At 65.4% G+C, this 19,769-nt stretch carries 18 protein-coding genes; 17 read left to right on the forward strand and 1 reads right to left on the reverse strand.

Annotation, left to right across the window (positions count from 1 at the left end):
• Positions 1–64 precede the first annotated feature (64 nt).
• The 15 genes from CV023_RS15660 (at position 65) to CV023_RS15730 (ending at position 17,274) form a co-directional block, all read left to right on the forward strand.
• Positions 65–3,577: a DNA polymerase III subunit gamma and tau gene (locus tag CV023_RS15660; RefSeq protein WP_230747477.1), complete on the forward strand. Its 3,513-nt coding sequence runs from the start codon at positions 65–67 to the stop codon at positions 3,575–3,577.
• On the forward strand, positions 3,574–4,179 hold the full coding sequence (gene recR / locus CV023_RS15665; RefSeq protein WP_230747488.1) for a recombination mediator RecR: 606 nt from the start codon (positions 3,574–3,576) through the stop codon (positions 4,177–4,179). Before CV023_RS15660 ends, recR begins: the two co-directional genes overlap by 4 nt.
• A 373-nt stretch (positions 4,180–4,552) precedes the next feature.
• Positions 4,553–5,176, forward strand: a complete 624-nt coding sequence (locus CV023_RS15670) for a DUF2975 domain-containing protein (RefSeq protein WP_230747490.1) — start codon at positions 4,553–4,555, stop codon at positions 5,174–5,176.
• Positions 5,176–5,409 carry a helix-turn-helix domain-containing protein gene (locus tag CV023_RS15675; RefSeq protein ID WP_230747492.1) on the forward strand — a complete coding sequence of 78 codons (234 nt, stop codon included), beginning with the start codon at positions 5,176–5,178 and terminating at the stop codon, positions 5,407–5,409. The genes CV023_RS15670 and CV023_RS15675 overlap by 1 nt, the downstream gene beginning before the upstream one ends.
• A 270-nt stretch (positions 5,410–5,679) precedes the next feature.
• Positions 5,680–7,005, forward strand: a complete 1,326-nt coding sequence (locus CV023_RS15680; protein ID WP_230747494.1) for an aspartate kinase — start codon at positions 5,680–5,682, stop codon at positions 7,003–7,005.
• Entirely contained in the window at positions 7,002–8,054 is a 1,053-nt protein-coding gene (locus tag CV023_RS15685; protein WP_230747502.1) for an aspartate-semialdehyde dehydrogenase, read from the forward strand. The genes CV023_RS15680 and CV023_RS15685 overlap by 4 nt, the downstream gene beginning before the upstream one ends.
• Before the next feature lie 319 nt (positions 8,055–8,373).
• Positions 8,374–9,420, forward strand: a complete 1,047-nt coding sequence (locus tag CV023_RS15690; RefSeq protein WP_230747511.1) for a metal ABC transporter solute-binding protein, Zn/Mn family — start codon at positions 8,374–8,376, stop codon at positions 9,418–9,420.
• Positions 9,421–9,422: 2 nt separating this feature from the next.
• Positions 9,423–10,283, forward strand: coding sequence for a metal ABC transporter ATP-binding protein (locus CV023_RS15695; RefSeq protein WP_230747515.1), 861 nt, complete (start codon positions 9,423–9,425; stop codon positions 10,281–10,283).
• Positions 10,283–11,194, forward strand: coding sequence for a metal ABC transporter permease (locus CV023_RS15700; RefSeq protein ID WP_230747516.1), 912 nt, complete (start codon positions 10,283–10,285; stop codon positions 11,192–11,194). The genes CV023_RS15695 and CV023_RS15700 overlap by 1 nt, the downstream gene beginning before the upstream one ends.
• Positions 11,195–11,233: 39 nt before the next feature.
• A complete protein-coding gene (locus CV023_RS15705; RefSeq protein ID WP_230747517.1) occupies positions 11,234–12,172 on the forward strand; it encodes a metallophosphoesterase in 939 nt (312 codons plus the stop codon).
• Between the two features lie 55 nt (positions 12,173–12,227).
• Positions 12,228–14,606, forward strand: a complete 2,379-nt coding sequence (locus CV023_RS15710) for a transglycosylase domain-containing protein (protein ID WP_230747518.1) — start codon at positions 12,228–12,230, stop codon at positions 14,604–14,606.
• A gap of 245 nt (positions 14,607–14,851) precedes the next feature.
• Positions 14,852–15,007: a hypothetical protein gene (locus CV023_RS15715; protein ID WP_009883339.1), complete on the forward strand. Its 156-nt coding sequence runs from the start codon at positions 14,852–14,854 to the stop codon at positions 15,005–15,007.
• Positions 15,008–15,072: 65 nt separating this feature from the next.
• Positions 15,073–15,546 carry a RidA family protein gene (locus tag CV023_RS15720; RefSeq protein WP_230747519.1) on the forward strand — a complete coding sequence of 158 codons (474 nt, stop codon included), beginning with the start codon at positions 15,073–15,075 and terminating at the stop codon, positions 15,544–15,546.
• Entirely contained in the window at positions 15,536–16,513 is a 978-nt protein-coding gene (locus CV023_RS15725) for a hypothetical protein (protein ID WP_230747520.1), read from the forward strand. Before CV023_RS15720 ends, CV023_RS15725 begins: the two co-directional genes overlap by 11 nt.
• Positions 16,510–17,274 (forward strand): MBL fold metallo-hydrolase, encoded by a 765-nt coding sequence (locus CV023_RS15730; RefSeq protein ID WP_230747521.1) that lies wholly within the window; start codon positions 16,510–16,512, stop codon positions 17,272–17,274. Before CV023_RS15725 ends, CV023_RS15730 begins: the two co-directional genes overlap by 4 nt.
• 59 nt (positions 17,275–17,333) lie before the next feature.
• On the opposite strand, the gene CV023_RS15735 is transcribed toward CV023_RS15730, so the two are convergent.
• Positions 17,334–18,011, reverse strand: a complete 678-nt coding sequence (locus CV023_RS15735; protein WP_230747522.1) for a Crp/Fnr family transcriptional regulator — start codon at positions 18,009–18,011, stop codon at positions 17,334–17,336.
• 167 nt (positions 18,012–18,178) lie between these two features.
• Between CV023_RS15735 and nth the strand changes: the two genes are divergently transcribed.
• Positions 18,179–18,925 (forward strand): endonuclease III, encoded by a 747-nt coding sequence (nth, locus tag CV023_RS15740; protein WP_442859945.1) that lies wholly within the window; start codon positions 18,179–18,181, stop codon positions 18,923–18,925.
• Entirely contained in the window at positions 18,922–19,656 is a 735-nt protein-coding gene (locus CV023_RS15745; RefSeq protein WP_230747523.1) for an NUDIX hydrolase, read from the forward strand. The genes nth and CV023_RS15745 overlap by 4 nt, the downstream gene beginning before the upstream one ends.
• The last annotated feature ends 113 nt before the right edge of the window (positions 19,657–19,769 follow it).

The raw sequence follows: 19,769 nt of genomic DNA on the forward strand, positions 1-19,769 counted from the left end.
ACAACGTCTGGGACGTTCCTGCCGGCCCGTGTGTCGTGTCAGTCGTTGGCATTAGGCTAGGGGCGTGTCCACCGCACTGTACAGAAGATACCGCCCAGAGACCTTCGACGAGGTCATCGGTCAAGAGCATGTGACCGATCCGCTGAAGGCCGCGATCGAACGCGGCCGCATCAACCATGCCTACCTGTTCTCCGGGCCCCGCGGCTGCGGCAAGACCACCTCGGCGCGGATTCTGGCCAGGTGCCTCAACTGTGAGAAGGGCCCGACCCCGGTCCCGTGCGGGGAATGCCCGAGCTGTCAGGACCTGGCCAACGGCGGCCCCGGTTCGCTCGACGTCGTGGAGATCGACGCGGCCAGCCACAACGGTGTCGATGATGCCCGTGACCTGCGTGAACGCGCCATCTACGCGCCCGCACGCGACCGTTATAAGGTGTTCATCCTCGATGAGGCGCACATGGTCACCTCGCAGGGCTTCAACGCACTGCTCAAGATCGTCGAGGAGCCGCCGCCGCACATCAAGTTCATCTTCGCGACGACCGAGCCGGAGAAGGTCATCGGCACGATCCGTTCGCGGACGCACCACTATCCCTTCCGCCTGGTTCCGCCCGAGGCCCTGGGCAACTACCTCGATGAGCTGTGCACCCGTGAGGGCGTGCAGGTCGCCAAGGGCGTGCTGCCCCTGGTCGTGCGCGCCGGCGGGGGGTCGGTGCGTGACACCCTGTCCGTGCTCGATCAGCTCATCGCCGGTTCCGGTCCCGACGGCGTGGACTACGGGCGGGCGATCGCGCTGCTCGGGTACACACCCGATTCGCTGCTCTCCGACATCGTCGACGCCTTCTCCGCTGGTGACGGGGGAGGGGTGTATCGCGCGGTGGAGAGAGTCATCGAGTCCGGTCAGGATCCGCGTCGCTTCGTCGAAGACCTCCTCGAACGCTTCCGCGACCTCATCGTCATCAATGCCGCACCCGAGGCGGCCCATGCCTTCCTGCCCGAGGTTCCCCCGGATCGGCTCGAGCGGCTGACTCTGCAGGCTCGCGGCTTCGGCCAGGGTGAGCTCTCTCGGGCCGCGGATCTGCTCAACCACGGGCTGACCGAGATGTCCGGGGCGACCTCGCCGAGGCTGCAGCTCGAACTCATCTGTGCCCGCGTCCTGCTGCCCGGTTCGGGACGCAGCCGCGACGCGGTGCTCAGCCGCATGGAGCGCATGGAACGCCGGATCGGCATGTCCGCGACGGGCACCGCTGCGAATGTGTCCCCGGCTCAGGTCGAGTCGCAGCCTGCCGGTCAGGCGGCTGGCGCTGGTCAGGCGGCTGGTGCCGGTCAGGTGGCCGATGCTGGTCAGGCGATGACGGGCGGGTCGGTTCCCGGGCCGGGGCAGGACGGTGCCTCCCAGCGGGCCGCCGCGCCTCAGCAGGGCGGCGCTGCTCAACAGGGCGGTGGCGCCGGTTCGGCCGTGCGCGGACCGTCGACTGCGTCCGCCGCCGCGCACGATGACTTCGATGACCTCGCCGATATCGCCGTCGCCGCCGAGTCGATGCTCAATGATTCCCCGCGTTCGGCCCAGCCGGAGGCGGCGTCACAGTCTGTGCCACCTATGCCACTTGCGTCGACATCGGATCAGGGGGAGTCGGGACCGTCGGATGCCGCGGCTCACGATGAGGAGACTCAGGCCTCTGCCGATCGACCGGAGGAACAGGCGAATCAGCAGGCTCCGGAGCGGCAGAATCCGGCACAGCAGACTCCGGCACAACAGACTTCAGCACAGCAGGTTCCAGCACAGCAGAGCCATGACGCGAGTGCGGGGCCGAACGAGACAGAACCTTCGGATGCCAGATCCCAGGTCGGGTCCGAAGTCCCGGATGAGTCTCGAGCACCGGCTCCGAACCAGCCCGAGGGTTCGAGTGATCCGACGGCTCCGGAAGCGGGCTCGGTGGCCGGTGCCGGCGAGATCGGCGGAGAGATCGAAGCGATTCGTCGCGCCTGGCCGAGCATCCTCGCCGCTGTCGAGAAGCGCAGCCGCCTGACTCGTGCGATCATCGCTGCCAATGCGATCCCGCAGTCGTTCTCCGACGGTGTCGTCTACCTCGGTTTCAACAATGCCGGTTCCGTCCAGGGGTTCAAGCAGCGCGATCATGCGGCTAAGCTCGCCATGGCGATCAACGATGTCCTCGGCATCCAGGCGCGCATCGACGTCGGTGATGTCGGTCGCGTCGGCGGCAACTCGGGTGGTGGTCCGGCGGGAGGTACCGGCGGAGGCGCCGGCGGCAAGGGAGCATCGGCTCCCGGGTTGAGTGATTCCGGTGCCAATCGCGGTCCGGCGCCCAGCCAGCGTCGCCCCAGCCCGCAGGAAGTCGCCGCGGTCGTCGGCACCCGCGAGGTCGACAAGCCTCAGGTCGACCACGAGAAGTTCTGGGAGACCGGCGGGTCGGGCGAAGGACCATGGTCCTCCGACGACGAGGAGGGAGAACAGCAGGCTGACACGGCCGACGTCTCCGTCGATTCCTCGCAGTCCAACGCTGCTGCGGCCTCGACTGACCATGCACCCGGCTCTGCACCTGAACCTGAGCCTGTACCTGAACCTGAGCCTGTACCTGATCCTGAGCCTGCACCTGAACCTGAGCCTGCACCTGAACCTGAACCTCAGGCAGATCAGCCTGACCAGGCAGATCCCGCCGATCAGCCTGATCTGGCACGTCCGGAAGAACAGCCTGACCCGGCAGATCAGGCACCGACAGCCCCGGCCGACGACCCCGTCGCCGTCAGCGACACTGCGGCTGGGGACGAGATCTTCGTCCCTGACCTCTCGGACGACGACTTCTTCGCAGCTTCGAGCGCTCACGACAGTGAACCCGCAGCCGGTCACGAGGGCGATTCGGCCACGGCCGTCGCCGCGGAGGACCGTCCTTCGAATCCAGCGCCGGCACCGGATGCTGAGCACCGGGAACCGACTGCGGCCGATGATGACGCCGCCGAACCCATGGAGTACGCCCAGCCCCGGTGGGAGGAGCCGACCTGGCACGACGCTCCTGCCGGTGGGGTGGCAGAGGGCGCCGAACCTGACAGCTCCGATTCGACGAGCGCCGGCAGCGGAGCGGTCGACGTCGGCGCGGTCGTCGTCCCGCCGCCGGATGACGACGACCTCGACTTCCTCGACGACTATGCGGGTGCAGACTCCCCGAGTTTCGCCGCGCCGAACGAAGCCGGGCCGAACGATGCGGTGCCGAGCCAGACTGCGCCCCCACCGCAATCGCACGGGAACGGTGGGGCCAAACCGTTCAAGTCCCGCTTCGCCGCGCTCGCCGAGAAGCACGGTGCGAGCTCGGCTCAGTCGACCCCCTCGGGCTACGGATCTCAGCGGCCGGCGAGCCCGGATGAGTCGTATGGCGGCAGCGGGGCATTCGGCGGCAACGGCTCGGCCCAGGGACAGGGTGCCGACACATCCGAGCAGCACAGCGGTTCCGTAGAGGACGAGTATGATCCGGAGACGGACCTCGACGTATCGGAGGCCCCGCAGATCGGAGTCGACGTGATCGCACGCGTCCTCGGCGGCGAAGTCATCGATGAAAGAGAAGTATGAGCGCGGTTTACGAAGGTGCCCTGCAGGACCTGGTCGAAGAGTTCGGCAAACTGCCGGGCATCGGGCCGAAGTCGGCGCAGCGACTCGCGTTCCACATTCTCCAGTCCGAGTCCGCTGACGTCACCGCACTGGCGCAGGCACTGACCGAGGTGAAGAAGCGAGTGCGCTTCTGCGATATCTGCGGCAATGTGTCCGAGGAATCCGAATGCACCGTCTGTCAGGATCCTCGCCGGGATCGGTCGATGATCTGCGTGGTCGAGGAGCCGAAGGATGTCGTCGCGATCGAACGCACCCGCGAATACCGCGGTCTCTATCACGTCCTCGGCGGCGCGATCGACCCGATGGCCGGAGTCGGACCGGACAACCTGCGCATCAAGGAGCTGATGACGAGGCTCCAGGACGGCGAGGTCAAGGAGTGCGTGATCGCCACGGATCCGAACCTCGAGGGTGAAGCGACCGCCACCTACCTCGTCCGCCTGCTCGGCACTCTCGGCGTGACCGTGACCCGACTTGCCTCCGGGCTGCCTGTGGGCGGTGACCTCGAGTACGCCGATGAGGTCACCCTCGGCCGCGCCTTCTCCGGCCGCCGCGAAATCGACTGACTTCGCCGCACCGGATCGCTCTCCGCCCCTGGCGCCGCCAGCGATCAGGGCCACCTGCAGCGATTGTTCGGCTACCTCCGAGCATTTTTGGGCCCAGATCTGCTCGGAAGTAGCCGAACAATCCCGCCTCAACCGTGCCGCGCGCTGATTTGAGCGCTGTGCGTCCCCGCCTCAACCGTGCCGCGCGCCGACTCGAGGACTGTGCGTCCCCGCCCCGGTTGTGCCGCAACCCTTGACAGCATATCGATTATCGTGAAGTATGTTGTTTATCGATATATCGAAGAACGATAGCAATCGCTTGGTCGCTCGCAGAGTCCATGGACTCGAAGGGTTAGGGACAAGGCGGGAACGGCCACCAAGGGAAGGCGCAGTCATGTCACCGAATACGGGACGCAACGAACACCCCGAAAAGCGCAAGGCCTTCGGCGCCGGCTACGAGCTCTGGGTCGGTCTGGCGATCGGCTTCTACGTCGTCTTCGCCGTCACCGAGCTCATCACCGACCTCGTCCACTCCGAAATCAGGCTGCCTCTGCAGTTCGAGTCCGATGCCGTCTCGACGCTCGACTTCCCCGAGGCGACCGCGGCCTTGAGCGGGCTCACTCAGATCACGGTGTCGACGGGCGACATAGCCGCCGGCGCCCTGGTCCTGGTCATCATCGCGAAGATCGCAGTGATCCTCACGTTCCTCGGAGCAGCAATCGCGATCGTGCCCGTCATCCGCGCAATCGCCGCGGGAACGCCGTTCACGACGCGCTCGATCAAGGCGCTGAGTGCGCTCGAGTGGATCGTGACCATCGGCTTCGTCCTCTATTTCGCAACGATGGTGCTCGGCAGCAACTGGGTCTCGGCAGAGATCGGCATCGCGAACGGGGTGGGACCGGGTGTCACCACGATGCAGGCCTTCCTCGTCCTCGGCGTCGTCGGCGGAGCCGAGCTCCTGCGCCGCTGCTTCCGTTCGGGAAGAGTCGCGCAGGAAGAGCTCGAAGGTCTCGTCTGATGGTCGAAGAGTTCGCGAACCTCAAGGTCAACTGCCATCTGGATGCGCTGCTCACCCAGCGCGGACTGAGTCTGACCGAACTGTCGAAGCGTGTGGGAGTCTCCCTGGCCAACCTCTCGGTGCTCAAGAACAACAGGGCGAAGGCGATCAGATACTCCACGCTCATCGCTCTCTGTCAGGCGCTCGACTGTCAGCCCGGTGACCTGTTCACCGTCGAAGCCGATCCATCCTGAGGCCACGACGCGAGCCGAGGGCCCTCCTGGTCCTCCCAGCGCCCGATGGGAGGGCCATCGGGGTGTTCGCGCCATCCATTCAGCGAGGTCACCGGGGTGTCTGAATGACGGGCGGCCGTGAAGTGAGATGAGCGACCTCATACAATGGTCGAGGTGCCGGTTAGCCGACACGGCTGAAATCCTGATCGATGCAGCACGAGACCTCCATGTTTGGAACCATGGAATCGATCGCCCGGCACGGAACTTATCAGCGATAAGGAAGAGACTGCAGTGAGCATAGTCGTCCAGAAGTTCGGTGGGTCCTCGGTAGCCGATGCAGAATCGGTCAAGCGGGTGGCCAAGCGAATTGTCGAATACCGTCAGGCCGGTCACGAAGTAGTCGTCGTGGTGTCGGCCATGGGGGACAGCACCGACGATCTCATCGACTTGGCCCAACAGGTTTCTCCCATGCCCCCGGCCCGTGAGCTCGATATGCTCCTGACTGCCGGTGAGCGCATCTCGATGGCGGTCCTCGCGATGGCGATCGCCAACCTCGGCGAGGAAGCCCAGTCCTTCACGGGATCCCAGGCCGGAGTCATCACCGATGAGCAGTTCGGCAAGGCCCGCATCATCGACGTCACCCCCGGCCGCATCCGTTCGGCACTCGATGAAGGCTACGTGGCCATCGTCGCCGGCTTCCAGGGAGTCAGTCAGACCGCGAAGAACATCACCACACTCGGTCGCGGCGGCTCGGATACGACCGCCGTGGCACTCGCGGCCTCCCTCGACGCCGATGTGTGCGAGATCTACACCGATGTCGACGGTGTTTTCACCGCGGATCCGCGCATCGTGCCCACGGCACGCAAGATCGATGAGATCGGTTACGAGGAGATGATGGAGATGGCCGCCTCGGGCGCCAAGGTCCTCATGCTCCGCTGCGTCGAATACGCCCGCCGCTACAACGTGCCCGTCCACGTGCGGTCCTCATTCTCTCGCAACCAAGGAACCTGGGTGACCGATTCACCCATCCCAGAAGCCTTCCGACAGGGGCGGGGACCATCGACCCCGGAAGCGGAATCAGAAACGGAGTCCACCATGGAACAGGCAATCATCTCCGGAGTCGCGCACGACCGCTCCGAAGCGAAGCTGACGATCGTCGGCGTCCCCGACGTTCCCGGCAAGGCCGCCGAGATCTTCAAGACCGTGGCCGGCCAGGAGATCGACATCGACATGATCGTCCAGAACATCTCCACTCGGGAACCGGGCAAGACCGACATCTCCTTCACCCTGCCGAAGACCGACGGTGCCAAGGCACTCGAGGCTCTCGATGCGGCGAAGGCCTCGATCGGCTTCGACCAGGTCCGCTACGACGACCAGATCGGCAAGCTCTCCGTCGTCGGCGCGGGAATGCGCTCCCACCCGGGCGTGACCGCGACTCTGTTCGAGGCCCTGAGCGAAGCCCAGGTCAACATCGACATGATCTCCACCTCGGAGATTCGCATCAGCGTCGTCACCAGGGAAGACCTGCTCGACGACGCCGTCCGCGCCGCCCATGCGGCCTACGGACTCGACAGTGATGACAACGAAGCAGTGGTCTACGGAGGTACCGGACGATGAGTGTGAATATCGGAGTAGTCGGAGCGACCGGTCAGGTCGGCGGCGTCATGCTCGATCTGCTGGCAGAGAACCCCGATTTCGAGATCGCGAGCCTGCGCCTCTTCGCCTCGGCGAGGTCCGCGGGCAAGACCGTCGATTTCAAGGGACAGTCCATCACCGTCGAAGACGCCGCCGAGGCGGATCCCAGCGGACTCGACATCGCACTGTTCTCCGCCGGTGGAGCCACCTCCCGTGGTCAGGCGGAGCGTTTCGCCGCCGCCGGAGTCATCGTCGTCGACAATTCTTCGGCCTGGCGCTCGGATCCTGAGGTTCCGCTCGTCGTCAGCGAGGTCAACCCGGAGGCGCTCGACACCCTGCCCAAGGGCATCATCGCCAACCCGAACTGCACGACGATGGCTGCGATGCCCGTGCTCAAGGCCCTCGATGCCGAGGCGGGTCTGCGTCGCCTCATCGTCAGCACCTACCAGGCGGTGTCCGGTTCCGGTCTGGCCGGAGTCGAGGAACTCGCCGGTCAGCTCGAGGCCGGGGTCGCCGACTCTCGGAAGCTCGTCCGCGACGGGTCCGCTGTCGACCTGCCGGAGCCGAACTCCTACGTCGAGCCCATCGCCTTCAATGTGCTGCCGATGGCCGGATCCATCGTCGACGACGGCCAGCTCGAGACCGATGAGGAGAAGAAGCTGCGCAACGAGAGCCGCAAGATCCTCGGCAAGCCGGATCTCCTCGTCGCCGGCACCTGTGTACGGGTGCCCGTGTTCTCCGGCCACAGCCTGAGCATCCACGCCGAATTCGACGCCGACATCACCCCGGCCCGCGCCGCCGAGGTGCTCGCTGCGGCTCCGGGAGTCGAACTCGACGAGGTGCCCACGCCGCTCAAGGCCGCCGGCAAGGACCCGAGCTATGTCGGCCGCATCCGCGCCGATCAGTCCGCGCCCGAGGGCAGAGGCCTCGTCCTCTTCGTCGCCAATGACAATCTGCGCAAGGGCGCGGCACTCAACACCGTGCAGATCGCGGCGCTGCTCGCGAAGAAGCTCGAGTCGCAGGCCGCCTGAGGCGACTGAGCCAGAGTCGGCCGAGCCGAAGACGAACCGCCCGGGAGCACATGCTCCCGGGCGGTTCGTCGTCATGTCGAGCCCATGCCGGGCACGGGATTCGCGTGGATCAATGCGAAGCTCGAAAAAGTCGTCACTGGTGACAACTTTTTCAGGCCTGGCGTTGCAACGGTGCACATCTGCGTCGGGACCGACGTCTCCGACCACGCATAAACGTAGTGCTATATATAAATATTTATATTAGTGGTGGGTCCCGAGTCTGAGTAGTGTGATCGTCGTTCAAACCTTGATCACCGCGCACACTCCCGAAAGGTCCACCATGACACCTTCCCGACTCGGATTCGCCACCGGGGCCATCGCCCTGACCTCGGCCCTCGCCCTCAGCGGGTGCGGGGGAGGAGCCTCCGGCGCGGATGCAGATAATGCCGACCTCTCGGTCGTGACCTCGACGAACGTCTACGCCGATATCGTCTCCCAGGTGGCCGGGGACTTCGCCGAGGTGACTCCCGTCATCGACGATCCCAACCAGGATCCCCACGACTACGAAGCGACCACCCAGGATCGTCTCAAGCTCTCGAAGGCCGACCTCGTCGTCGAGAACGGAGGCGGCTACGACGCATTCATGACGACGATGCTCGAAGCCTCCGACGCCGAGGTCGAAACCATCGACGCCGTGTCGATCTCCGGGCTGCCCGGCTCCGAAGGGCTCGGCAACGAACCCCACGACCACGGTGACGAGTCGGGCCACGACGATGAGGCTCACGCCGGCGGCCACACCCACGCGGATGAGGAAGACGGCTACGACCATTCCGAAGACGGCCACGACCACGGCGAGTTCAACGAGCACCTCTGGTACTCGGTGCCGACGATGACGAAGCTCGTCGACGAAGTCGCGACCCACCTCGGCGAGGCCCTGCCCGAGCACAAGGACGACTTCACGGCCAATGCCGAGGACTACAAAAAGACCCTGAACGAACTGCAGACGCAGATCGACGGGGTGAAGAAGGACCACGAGGACGAGAAGGTCGCGGCGACTGAACCGGTGCCGCTGTGGCTGTTTGAGGACATGGGCCTGGAGAACATCACCTCGGACGAGTTCCTCGAGGCCGTCGAAGAGGGCAACGACGTGCCGCCACTCGTGCTCAAGGACGCCGAGAAGCAGATCTCCGACGGAGAGGCAGTGCTGCTTGGGTACAATACACAGGCGGCCGGTCCGCAGGCGGAGCAGCTGAAAACCACGGCCGAGAAATCCGATGTTCCGGTCGTCGACCTCGGCGAGACCATGCCCGCCGATACGCACTACGCGGACTGGATGGGCGACTACATCACCGACATCTCCACAGCACTCGAAGGGCATGATCACTGACAATGGCCAAGGAATCCGACGCTTCCGTGCAACCTTCCGTGCGGGAGCCGGTGATTCAACTCCGCGACGCCGAACTGCGATTCGGCGATCGCGTGCTCTGGCACGACCTCGATCTCGATGTCTCACCGGGCGAGTTCGTCGCCGTGCTCGGCCCCAACGGCACCGGCAAGACCTCCCTGCTCAAGGTCCTCCTCGGCCAGAACACCCTGTCGACGGGATCGGCCGAAGTCAGCGGGCGGCGCGTCCATTCGGGGAATTCGGCGATCGGCTACATTCCCCAGCAGCGGGGAATCGACCCGCACACTCCGATGCGCGGACGCGACCTCGTCCGCATGGGCATCGACGGCCACCGATGGGGGACAGGCCTGTTCTCCCGAGGTCGGAAGAAGAAGGTCGACGAACTGCTCGCCTCCGTCGGGGCGCAGGACTACGCCGACGCCCCCGCCGGCACACTCTCCGGCGGTGAGCTGCAGCGGCTGCGAGTCGCCCAAGCCCTGGCCAACGATCCCTCGGTGCTCCTCTGTGACGAACCGCTGCTCTCTCTGGACATGCACCACCAGAAGGTCGTGGCCGCGCTCCTGCACGAGCAGCGCGTCAGACGCGGCACCTCGGTCGTCTTCGTCACCCACGAGATCAACCCGATCCTGCCCTACGTCGACCGGATCCTCTACATCGTCGGCGGACACTTCCTCATCGGCACACCTTCGGAGGTGATGACTACCGAATCGCTCAGCCGGCTCTACGGCTCCCCGGTCGAGGTGGTCCGCGTCGGCGGGCGGCTCGTCGTCGTCGGTGGCGAAGAGGAATGCGTCAACCACCATGTCCACTCCGATGAACTCGACCCGGAAAGGGGTGCGATCTGATGAGCGCCGCAGAGATCTTCGGCACCCTCTTCACCTTCGAGGACTACGGCGAGCTCGTCGCACTGCTCGCGAACTCACTCGTCGCCGCCGCGCTGCTCGGGGTCGTCGGCGGACTCATCAGCGTCTTCGTCATGGCCCGCGACATCCCCTTCGCCGTCCACGGAGTCTCCGAGCTGTCCTTCGCCGGTGCCGCCTTCGCCCTCCTCGTCGGCTTCGACGTCGTCGGCGGATCGATCATCGGATCGATCATCGCGGCCCTCATCATCGGTGTGGGAGGGGCGAAGGCCTCGGAGAAGAATGCCATCATCGGTGTCCTCATGCCCTTCGGCCTGGGGTTGGCGATCCTCTTCCTCGCGCTCTACGACGGACGTGCGGCCAGCAAGTTCGGGCTGCTGACCGGCCAGATCGTCGCGATCACGCCGGGACAGATCATGACCCTCGTCATCTGCTCCCTCGTCGTCCTGGCGGTCCTCGCACTCGTCTGGCGACCGCTCATGTTCGCCAGCCTCGACCCGGAGGTGGCTCGGGCCAAGGGAGTGCCGGTCTCCGTGCTCACGATCGTCTTCATGCTCACCCTCGGCCTGGCCGTGGCCCTGAGCGTCCAGGTCGTCGGCGTCCTGCTCGTCCTCGCTCTGCTCATCACCCCGGCTGCCGCGGCCACTCAGGTCTCGGCATCCCCTGTATGGGTGCCCGTGCTCAGCGTGATCTTCGCGGTCACCGCCTCCGTCGGCGGCATCCTCATTGCCTTGGGTTCACCGGTGGTTCCGATCAGCCCCTTCGTCACGACCATCTCCTTCCTCATCTACCTCGTCTGCCGCATCATCGGCGGTCGCCGCATGAAGTCCCTGCACCGCCGACGCACGGTCCGCGCCGCACGGCAGCACGAAGCCCCAGCGCTCACCACTCCCTGACGGCGGGGAGTGTCCGGGGGAGCGGATAGAGTTGGCGGAATGAAGAAACGTGCACTTTTCGCCGGGGCTCTCGCCGTTCCCGCGGCCGCCGGCATCTGGGCTGCGGGCATCGAACCGCACCTCTTCGCGATCCGTCGCCACACCCTGCCGATCCTTCCCGCTGGGGCCGAGCCGATGAGAGTCCTGCACGTCTCCGATCTGCATCTGGCTCCCTGGCAGAAGCATCGCGCGGCCTGGGTCAAGGCCCTGACCCGCCTGGAGCCCGACCTCGTCGTCAACACCGGAGACAATCTCTCGGCCGATATCGTGCCGGAGGTCATCGACGTCTTCGACGGCCTGCTCGACGTCCCCGGCGTCTTCGTCCTCGGCTCCAACGACTTCTTCTCCCCGCAGGCGAAGAACCCCGCGAAGTATCTGCGCTCACCCTCCGAGGTCAAGCACCGGGTCGAGCCCGATCTCGACGTCAAGGCGCTGGTGCGCGGGTTCGAACCGGATTCCGAGCGACCGGGCGCTCGCGGGTGGCATCTCCTCGACAACGCCGAGGTGAGCCTGACCATCCGCGGCACCCGGATCGACCTATGCGGCTTGGGCGATGCCCATATCGACCGTGACCGGATCCGCTTCGACGAGGACTCCGGAGTCGCCGAGGCGGAGCTGGAGTACCCCCGTTTCGCCGCCGAAGCGGGCCTGAAGGTGGGCGTGACCCATGCGCCGTATTCGCGGACCCTGGAGGCGTTCGCCTCGGCGGGGGCGGACCTGATCATGACCGGCCACACCCATGGTGGACAGATCCGGGTGCCCTTCTGGGGTGCCCCGGTGACGAACTGCGATCTCGATCGGACACGCGCGAGAGGTGTCTTCGGCTACCGAAAATCGACGGTGGAGATCTCGGCCGGTTTGGGCTTCTCACCGTTCTCACCGGTGCGTTTCGCCTGTCGGCCCGAGGTCAGCCTGCTCACTCTGGTGCCGAGAAGTTAGCTCGTTCATCGATTTCTGAAGATTTGCACAAGTCGTATTCGCTAAACTTGGCTTCATGGTGTCTCCTGAGTCAAATCCGAATCCGACCAAGATGGGCGCGTTCGCACAGTTCGTCGCCGTCAGCGCGGTGGCGGGAATCGTCGCCGCTGGTCTTGCCATCCCCGGAGTCGGTGTCGCAACTGCCAGTGCCAACAGCGCCGTCGAGATCTTCGATTCGCTTCCCGCCACCCTGGAGATCCAGGATCTCGGCCAGAAGTCGACGATGCAGGCCTCCGATGGTTCGGAGCTCGCGGAGTTCTACTGGCAGAACCGGGTCGAGGTGCCTCTCGACGAGGTCTCTCAGGACATGCAGAACGCGACGATCGCGGTCGAGGACTATCGGTACTTCGAACACGGCGGCGTCGACATCGAGGGCATCGCCCGTGCCGCGGTGCACAACCTTGTGTCCTCGACGACTCAGGGCGGATCGACGCTGACCCAGCAGTACGTGAAGAACGTGCTCGCGGAGAACGCCCACGCTGAAGAGAACTCCGAGGGTGTCGCGGCGGCCAAGGAATCCGAAGGCACCGCGGGCTATGCCCGAAAGCTGCGCGAAGCCAAGCTCGCGGTCGCGGTTGAGAAGAAGTACGACAAGAAGGACATTCTCAACCGCTACATGAACATCAACAACTACTCCGGTTCGCCCAATGCCTACGGTGTCGAGGCGGCGGCGTACAAGTATTGGGGGATCCACGCCAAGGATCTCAACATCCAGCAGTCGGCGATGCTCGCCGGCATCGTGCAGAACCCTTCGGCCTACAACCCGCAGCGGTTCCCCGACCAGGTCCTCAAGCGCCGGAACACGGTGCTGGGACAGATGCTCAAGTACGAGCACATCACGCAGAAGGAATACGACAAAGCGGTCAAGACCGACCTCGACCTCGACCTGCATGAGACGCCGAACGGCTGCTCCGCGGCCAAGAGCAAAGCCGAATTCTTCTGCGACTACGTCGTCAACGTGATCAAGAACGACAAATCCTTCGGCAAGACCGTCGATGATCGTATCGCGAAGCTCCAGCGCGGCGGTCTGACGATCAAGACCAGCCTCAATCCGGACATCCAGAAGATCGCCGACAAGCAGATCAAGAGCCGGGTTCCCGTGGGCGATCCTTCGGGTGCCGGCCACGCCTTGGTGACGGTCGAACCCGGCACGGGTGAGGTCATCGCTATGGCAGAGAACCGCGAATACACCGCGGGCGAGGTGAAGAAGAAGGACAAGAACAAGAAGACGAGTGTCAACTACACCGTCGACAAAAAGCACAACGGCGGCGGCGGATTCCAGGTCGGCTCGACGTGGAAGCCCTTCGTTCTGGCGACCTGGCTGAAGTCGGGCAAGAGCCTCAACGCCACGGTCAACGCGACCAAGCGAAACTTCCCCGCCAGCTCGTGGAAGTACGACGGCTGTCCGAACATGGCCGGTGACTGGGATCCGAACAACGCCGGCGACGGCAAGGGCAACGGATCGATGAGCGTCATCAACGCGACGAAGAACTCGGTGAACACCGGGTACGCCGCGATCGGCAACCAGCTGAACATGTGCGACATCATGGACACCGCCATGGACCTGGGAATCCGCTACGGCAGCGGTGAGAAACTCGACTTCAAGGACAAGTCCGGCTTCATCCAGGCTCTGTCCCCATCGTCGATCCTCGGTACCACAGAGACCACCCCCATCGCCATGGCGGCGGCGTTCGCGACCTTCGCGAACGAGGGCGAATTCTGCGGACCGAAGCCGATCACCGAGATCAAGGACCGCAACGGCAAGAAGATCGACATTCCCGGAGAGGGCTGCAAACGGGTCCTCGACAAGGAAGTGGCCAAGGGAGTGTCCTACGCCCTGACGCAGACGTTCAACGGCGGTACGACCAGCGGTCTGGGTATCGGTGTTCCCGCCGGTGCGAAGACCGGTACGACGAACTTCGAGGTCGGCCACACCTGGCTGCTCGGGTTCACAAAGACGCTGTCCACTGCTGTCTGGACCGGTGACCCGGCCGGCACCAGGGACTGGCGCAGGAACGGCTCCGGCAAGGTCAGCGGACAGGTCTTCGGCGCGACGATCTCCGGTAAGACCTGGCAGGCGTACATGAGCCAGGCCGTCAAACACACCAAGGGCAACACCGGCTTCCCCAAGCCCAGCGGGAAGTACTTCTCGGGCGGCGGCTCCAGCGGCGGCGGATCCTCCTCGACCGGCGGTGGCGGCGGCGGTACCGGAGGCGGCGGTGGAGGCACCGGCGGCGGTAACGGCGGCGGCAGCACTGGCGGCGGCGGAAACGGCGGCGGTGGCGGTGGAGGCACCGGCGGCGGAAACGGCGGCGATGGCGGCGGCGATGGCGGCGGCGATGGTGGCGACGGCGGCGACGGCGGAGGAGACTCCCCGGGCCTCGGCGGCAACTGACGCCACCGAGCTGAACGGCGATTCGAACGGCAACACGGGGCGAGACGATCATCATGATCGTCTCGCCCCGTTTCTGCCATGATGACGATGTCGCAAGCCGAAACGGTCCGGTCTCGGTTAGTGTTGGGAGCGATATCGACACCCATCGTCGATCCTCTGGAATCGAAGTGGCGGATGCTCGTCCCGTGCACCCGAGATTCCTGACAGACTGGGGTTTCTCAGCCGGATACAACTCAAGGAGAATCATGACCAAATGGGAATACGTCACCGTGCCGCTCATCGTGCACGCGACCAAGCAGATCCTCGACCAGTGGGGTGAGGACGGCTACGAGCTCGTCCAGGTCGTGCCCGGGCCGGACAACAACGGTCTCGTCGCGTACCTCAAGCGCCCCAAGGAATGACCTCAGGAGCGCACCAGCTCCACTGACACCCACCATCCCGGATCCACCCCGTCGAAAGAAGAGCCATGTCGAAGACCCTTGATCGCATCGCCGAGCTCGGCCTCGAACTCCCGCAGGTCGCCGCCCCCGCCGGTGTCTATGTGCCCGCGCTGCGCACCGGCAACTATGTCTACACCTCCGGTCAGCTGCCTGTCGTCGAGGGCAAGCTGCCGGCCACGGGCCACGTCGGTTCCGACGTCGATCTTGAGACCGCCTATGATCTCGCCCGGACCGCCGGACTCAACGCCCTGGCAGCCATCGCCGGAGTCATCGGAGACCTCGATACGATCGTCCGCGTCGTCAAGGTCACCGGCTTCGTCAACTCCGCCGATGACTTCACCCAGCAGCCGGCCGTCATCAACGGCGTCTCCGAACTCTACGGCGAGATCTTCGGCGACCGCGGACAGCACACCCGCAGCGCCGTCGGCGTGAACACTCTGCCGCTGGGCACCCCAGTCGAAGTCGAGGTCGTCGTCGAAGTTGAAGGCGATGCCGCTTAGCGGACGCACCCTTCCCGTCTCGTCGGAACTGCGGTGGCTCCTCGATCACTGGCAGTCCGACGGGCGGATGCCCGTTCCCGAGGCCCCACGACCCGCCTCGGCGATCGTCCTGATCAGGGACTCTGCCGAGGGCCTGGAAACCTATATCACCCGGCAGCTCGACGCCAGGGGAGTCGAGGACCGCAATCGCTGGGCCTACCCGACCTCGAGCCTGCGCCCGGGTGATGTGCGCAAACTGCCCCTGTCCGGGTGGAACTCGGCCCGGTGCGCCCGCGCCCTCAACATCGAGAACAAGTCCCGTGCCCTCAACCACTTCTCCGCCGCGGCCCGCATCTCCTTCGCCGCCGCGGGAATCCTTCTGGCCGAGAACGTCGACCGCGACGTTGTGGCCGCACCGCAGTCCGATTGGCACACCACCCGCACCCGGCTCTTCACGAACGAGGTCGCGTGGTCCCAGATCCTGCGCGAACGCGACCTCCGGCTTCGCCCGGACCTGTGCAAGCCCTGGCTGCGGTGGATCAACACCTCCACACAGCTGCACCGCTTCGACACCACCTTCTTCGTGGCCACGGTGCCCTTCGGCCAAGAGGTCGACTTCCTCTCCCCGAACGAAACCGCCGGTGGATGGAAACGTCCCGGCCAAGTCCTTGCCGACGCCGGGGGAGACCCCAACAGCATCGGCGCGAGCACCCGCCTGATCATCGAGAGCCTCCTCGAGATCCCCACCGTCGGGGCGGCCATGGCACAGGTCCGGAACCTCCACCCACTGCGCCCGGAGGTCGTCAGCGAAGACGGGGAGTGGAAGGTCGTCATCCAACCCGGCAAGGATCCGCACAGCAAGGGCACCCTGCGCGACTTCGAGGTGGCGGTCGGCGATGACGAAGGCGACCAGGGCCCGGGATTCCTCAGCTTCAACGACGCCGATGACGATGCAGAATCCGATGACGAGGAGACCGACGAACCATGATGATCCGCGCGAACAATCCCTCCCCGATGACCCTGACCGGGACAAACACCTACGTGCTCACCAGCCAGGACGACGCCTCGGCGGTGATCATCGATCCCGGACCGGAGATGGCTGAACATCGCCGGAACTTCCTCGCCGAGGTGGGCGACCGGGATCTGGCCGCCATCGTGCTGACCCATCAGCACGCCGATCATTCGGAGATGCTCGGAAGCGTCGAGGACTGGGCCCCCGAGGTCCCCGTCTACGCGGTGCTCGACCGGTTCTCCCGACACGTGGACCCGGTGGCCGACGGGGATCGGATCACCTTCGGGAACTCCCCAACCGATGTGCTCGAAGTCATCGCCACTCCCGGCCACACGATGGACAGCATCAGCCTCATCCACGCCGGTGCCCTCTACAGCGGGGATACGATCCTCGGGGAGGGGACGACGATCGTCACCCACCCGGAAGGCTCACTGGGGGACTACCTCGACTCACTCGACCGACTCCGCGGCCTCCTCGACGACGGCTCGTTCTCGATCATCGAACCCGCCCACGGACCGCGGATCGACAATCCCGCCGAGGTGATCGACTACTACCGCCGGCACCGCCGTGAACGCATCGACCAGGTCAGGGCCGCCTTGGACGAAGGCGCAAGGACCGCCTCGGAGGTCTGCGACATCGTCTACCACGACGTCGACCCGAGCGTGCGCGGTGCCGCCGAACAGATCGTCAAGGCCCAGCTGAACTACCTCGGCGCCCTGCCGGCGAACGAGGAATGAATCGGTGAATACACGAACGCCCCGACCACATGGCCGGGGCGTTCGTCGACGACTTGAAGTCAGCGGGCGCGGTTGCGCATACGCTCCATGTCGAGGATGACGACCGAGCGCGCCTCGAGGCGGATGAACCCGCGGGCGGCGAAGTCGGCCAGAGCCTTGTTCACGGTCTCACGGGAAGCGCCGACGAGCTGCGCGAGCTCTTCCTGAGTGAGGTCGTGGGCGACGAGGACACCGTCCGGAGCCGGCTTCGAGAAGCGGGAGGCCAGGTCGAGCAGAGCCTTGGCGACACGACCGGGAACATCGGAGAACACGAGGTCGCCGACGGTCTCATTCGTCCGGCGCAGACGCTGAGCCAGGGCCTTGAGCAGGTTCATCCCGGCCTGCGGGCGATCCTTGAGCCAGGTGGTCAGGTCCTCGTGCTTGAGGCTGAGCAGCTCGGACTGGGAGACCGCGGTGACGGTGGTGGACCGTGGACCCGGATCGAAGAGGCTGAGCTCGCCGATGATCTCGCCCGGTCCCACGACGGAGAGCAGGTTCTCACGGCCGTCGGAGGACTCACGGCCGATCTTGAGCTTGCCCGTGGAGACGATGTAGAGCTCATCGCCGGCCTCGCCCTCGTGGAACAGCGCGGTTCCCCGACGGAGACTCCGCGGGTTCATGAACTTCATCAATGCGCTGGTGGCCTCATCGTCCAAACCTGCGAAGAGCGTCGCGCCCCGCACAACTTCAATGTCCACTGTGTCCTCCTTGTCGTGGTAATCACACATAAATCTACCTGGTCAACGGTATCGATACCAGCAAAGACGCGGGAGTGTGGCTGACTATTGGGAAACAAGGAGATCTGCCGGGTCCGTGTGAGGTGGGTGACTGCGGAAATCACAGCCACGGATTAGGATGGGGAATCGTGTTGACGGTGGCCGAGAAGAGTGCGCGGAAGTTCGCCAGGGAGACCCCTTTGGGCCGGACTCGGCGTGCCCGGAAGATCAATCGCATCCTCGCCGAGGTCTATCCCAACGCCGAATGCGAACTCGACTTCGCCACTCCGTTCCAGCTGCTCGTGGCCACCGTGCTCTCCGCCCAGACCACGGACATCCGCGTCAATGCGGTCACTCCGGGCCTCTTCCGGGCCTTTCCTGACGCCCACGCACTGGCGGTGGCCAACCTTGTCGAGGTCGAGGAGCTCATCCGCTCCACCGGCTTCTACCGGGCCAAGGCCCGCAACATCGTCAAGCTCGCGAACGAACTCGTCGACGAATACGACGGAATCGTGCCCGACACAATGGACCAACTCGTCAAACTCGCCGGCGTTGGACGCAAGACCGCGAACGTCGTCCTCGGCAACGCCTTCGACACCCCGGGACTGACCGTGGACACCCACATGGGGCGCCTGGCCCGCCGGTTCGGCTGGACCGAGGAGACCGACGCCGTAAAAGCCGAACACGACATCGCCGCCCTGTTCCCGACCAGCGAACTCACCCTCCTCTCGCATCGGGTGATCTTCCACGGCCGCCGCATCTGCCACTCCCGCAGGCCCGCCTGCGGAGCCTGCCCGCTCACGGCCGTATGCCCGTCCTTCGGCATCGGCGAACTCGACCCGGACAAGGCTCGGGACATGCTGAGATTCGAAATGGCCCCCGAGGCGACGGCATGAGTGCTGAGGCTCTCGGCGGGACTCCCGCGCACGACCCCGAGGTTCGGGACCGTGCCCTGCGGGCGCAGCTGAGCGAGCTTGCTGACTCCCACGGGTCCCCGCTGTGGCTGCGTCGTTCGAAGGCTCCAGGTGCGGTGACCGCCCGAGACGCCGCCGTGCTCATGCTCTTCGGTCGTGGCGGGACACCCCGCACCGAGGCGGGAGAAGCAGAGCTCACGCGACTGTCCGGACTCGGCGTCGAGGACGTCGACATCGTCCTCCTCCAGCGTGCGGCGACCCTGCGCCACCATCCGGGGCAGGTCGCCTTCCCCGGGGGCGGGCGCGACCCCGAGGATGCCTCGCTGACGGCCGCCGCTCTGCGTGAGGCCGAGGAGGAGGCGGGCATCGTCCCCGACTCCGTCGACGTGCTCGGGCAGATGGATCCGCTCTACATCCCCGTCAGCAAGTTCGAGGTCACCCCCGTCATCGGTCATTGGGTCAGGCCCGGAGCGGTGCAGGTGATGGACGAACGTGAGTCCTACTCCGTCTATCGGGTGGCGATCGCAGACCTCGTCGCCCCGGCCAACCGCGGCACCTTCGCCCGACCCGATCTCAAGATCTCGACTCCGGCCTTCGACGTCGGAGTGCTCAAGGTGTGGGGCTTCACCGCCGGCATTCTCGACTTCGCCCTCGACCGACTCGGCTGGTCGGCGGCGTGGGACACCGCGATGCCGATCGACATCGACTTCTGACTCGCCGAGGTGGTCCCGGGTGAGCGTGTCACCGCCGTCCCGCTTTGGCCGCGAATAGTCGGGCTGCCCAGATCACGGCGATGCCGAGGATCACCGCGCACCAGGCGGCCGCG

Origin of the sequence: Brevibacterium sp. CCUG 69071, from assembly GCF_021023135.1 — a bacterium.
Classification (GTDB): domain Bacteria; phylum Actinomycetota; class Actinomycetes; order Actinomycetales; family Brevibacteriaceae; genus Brevibacterium.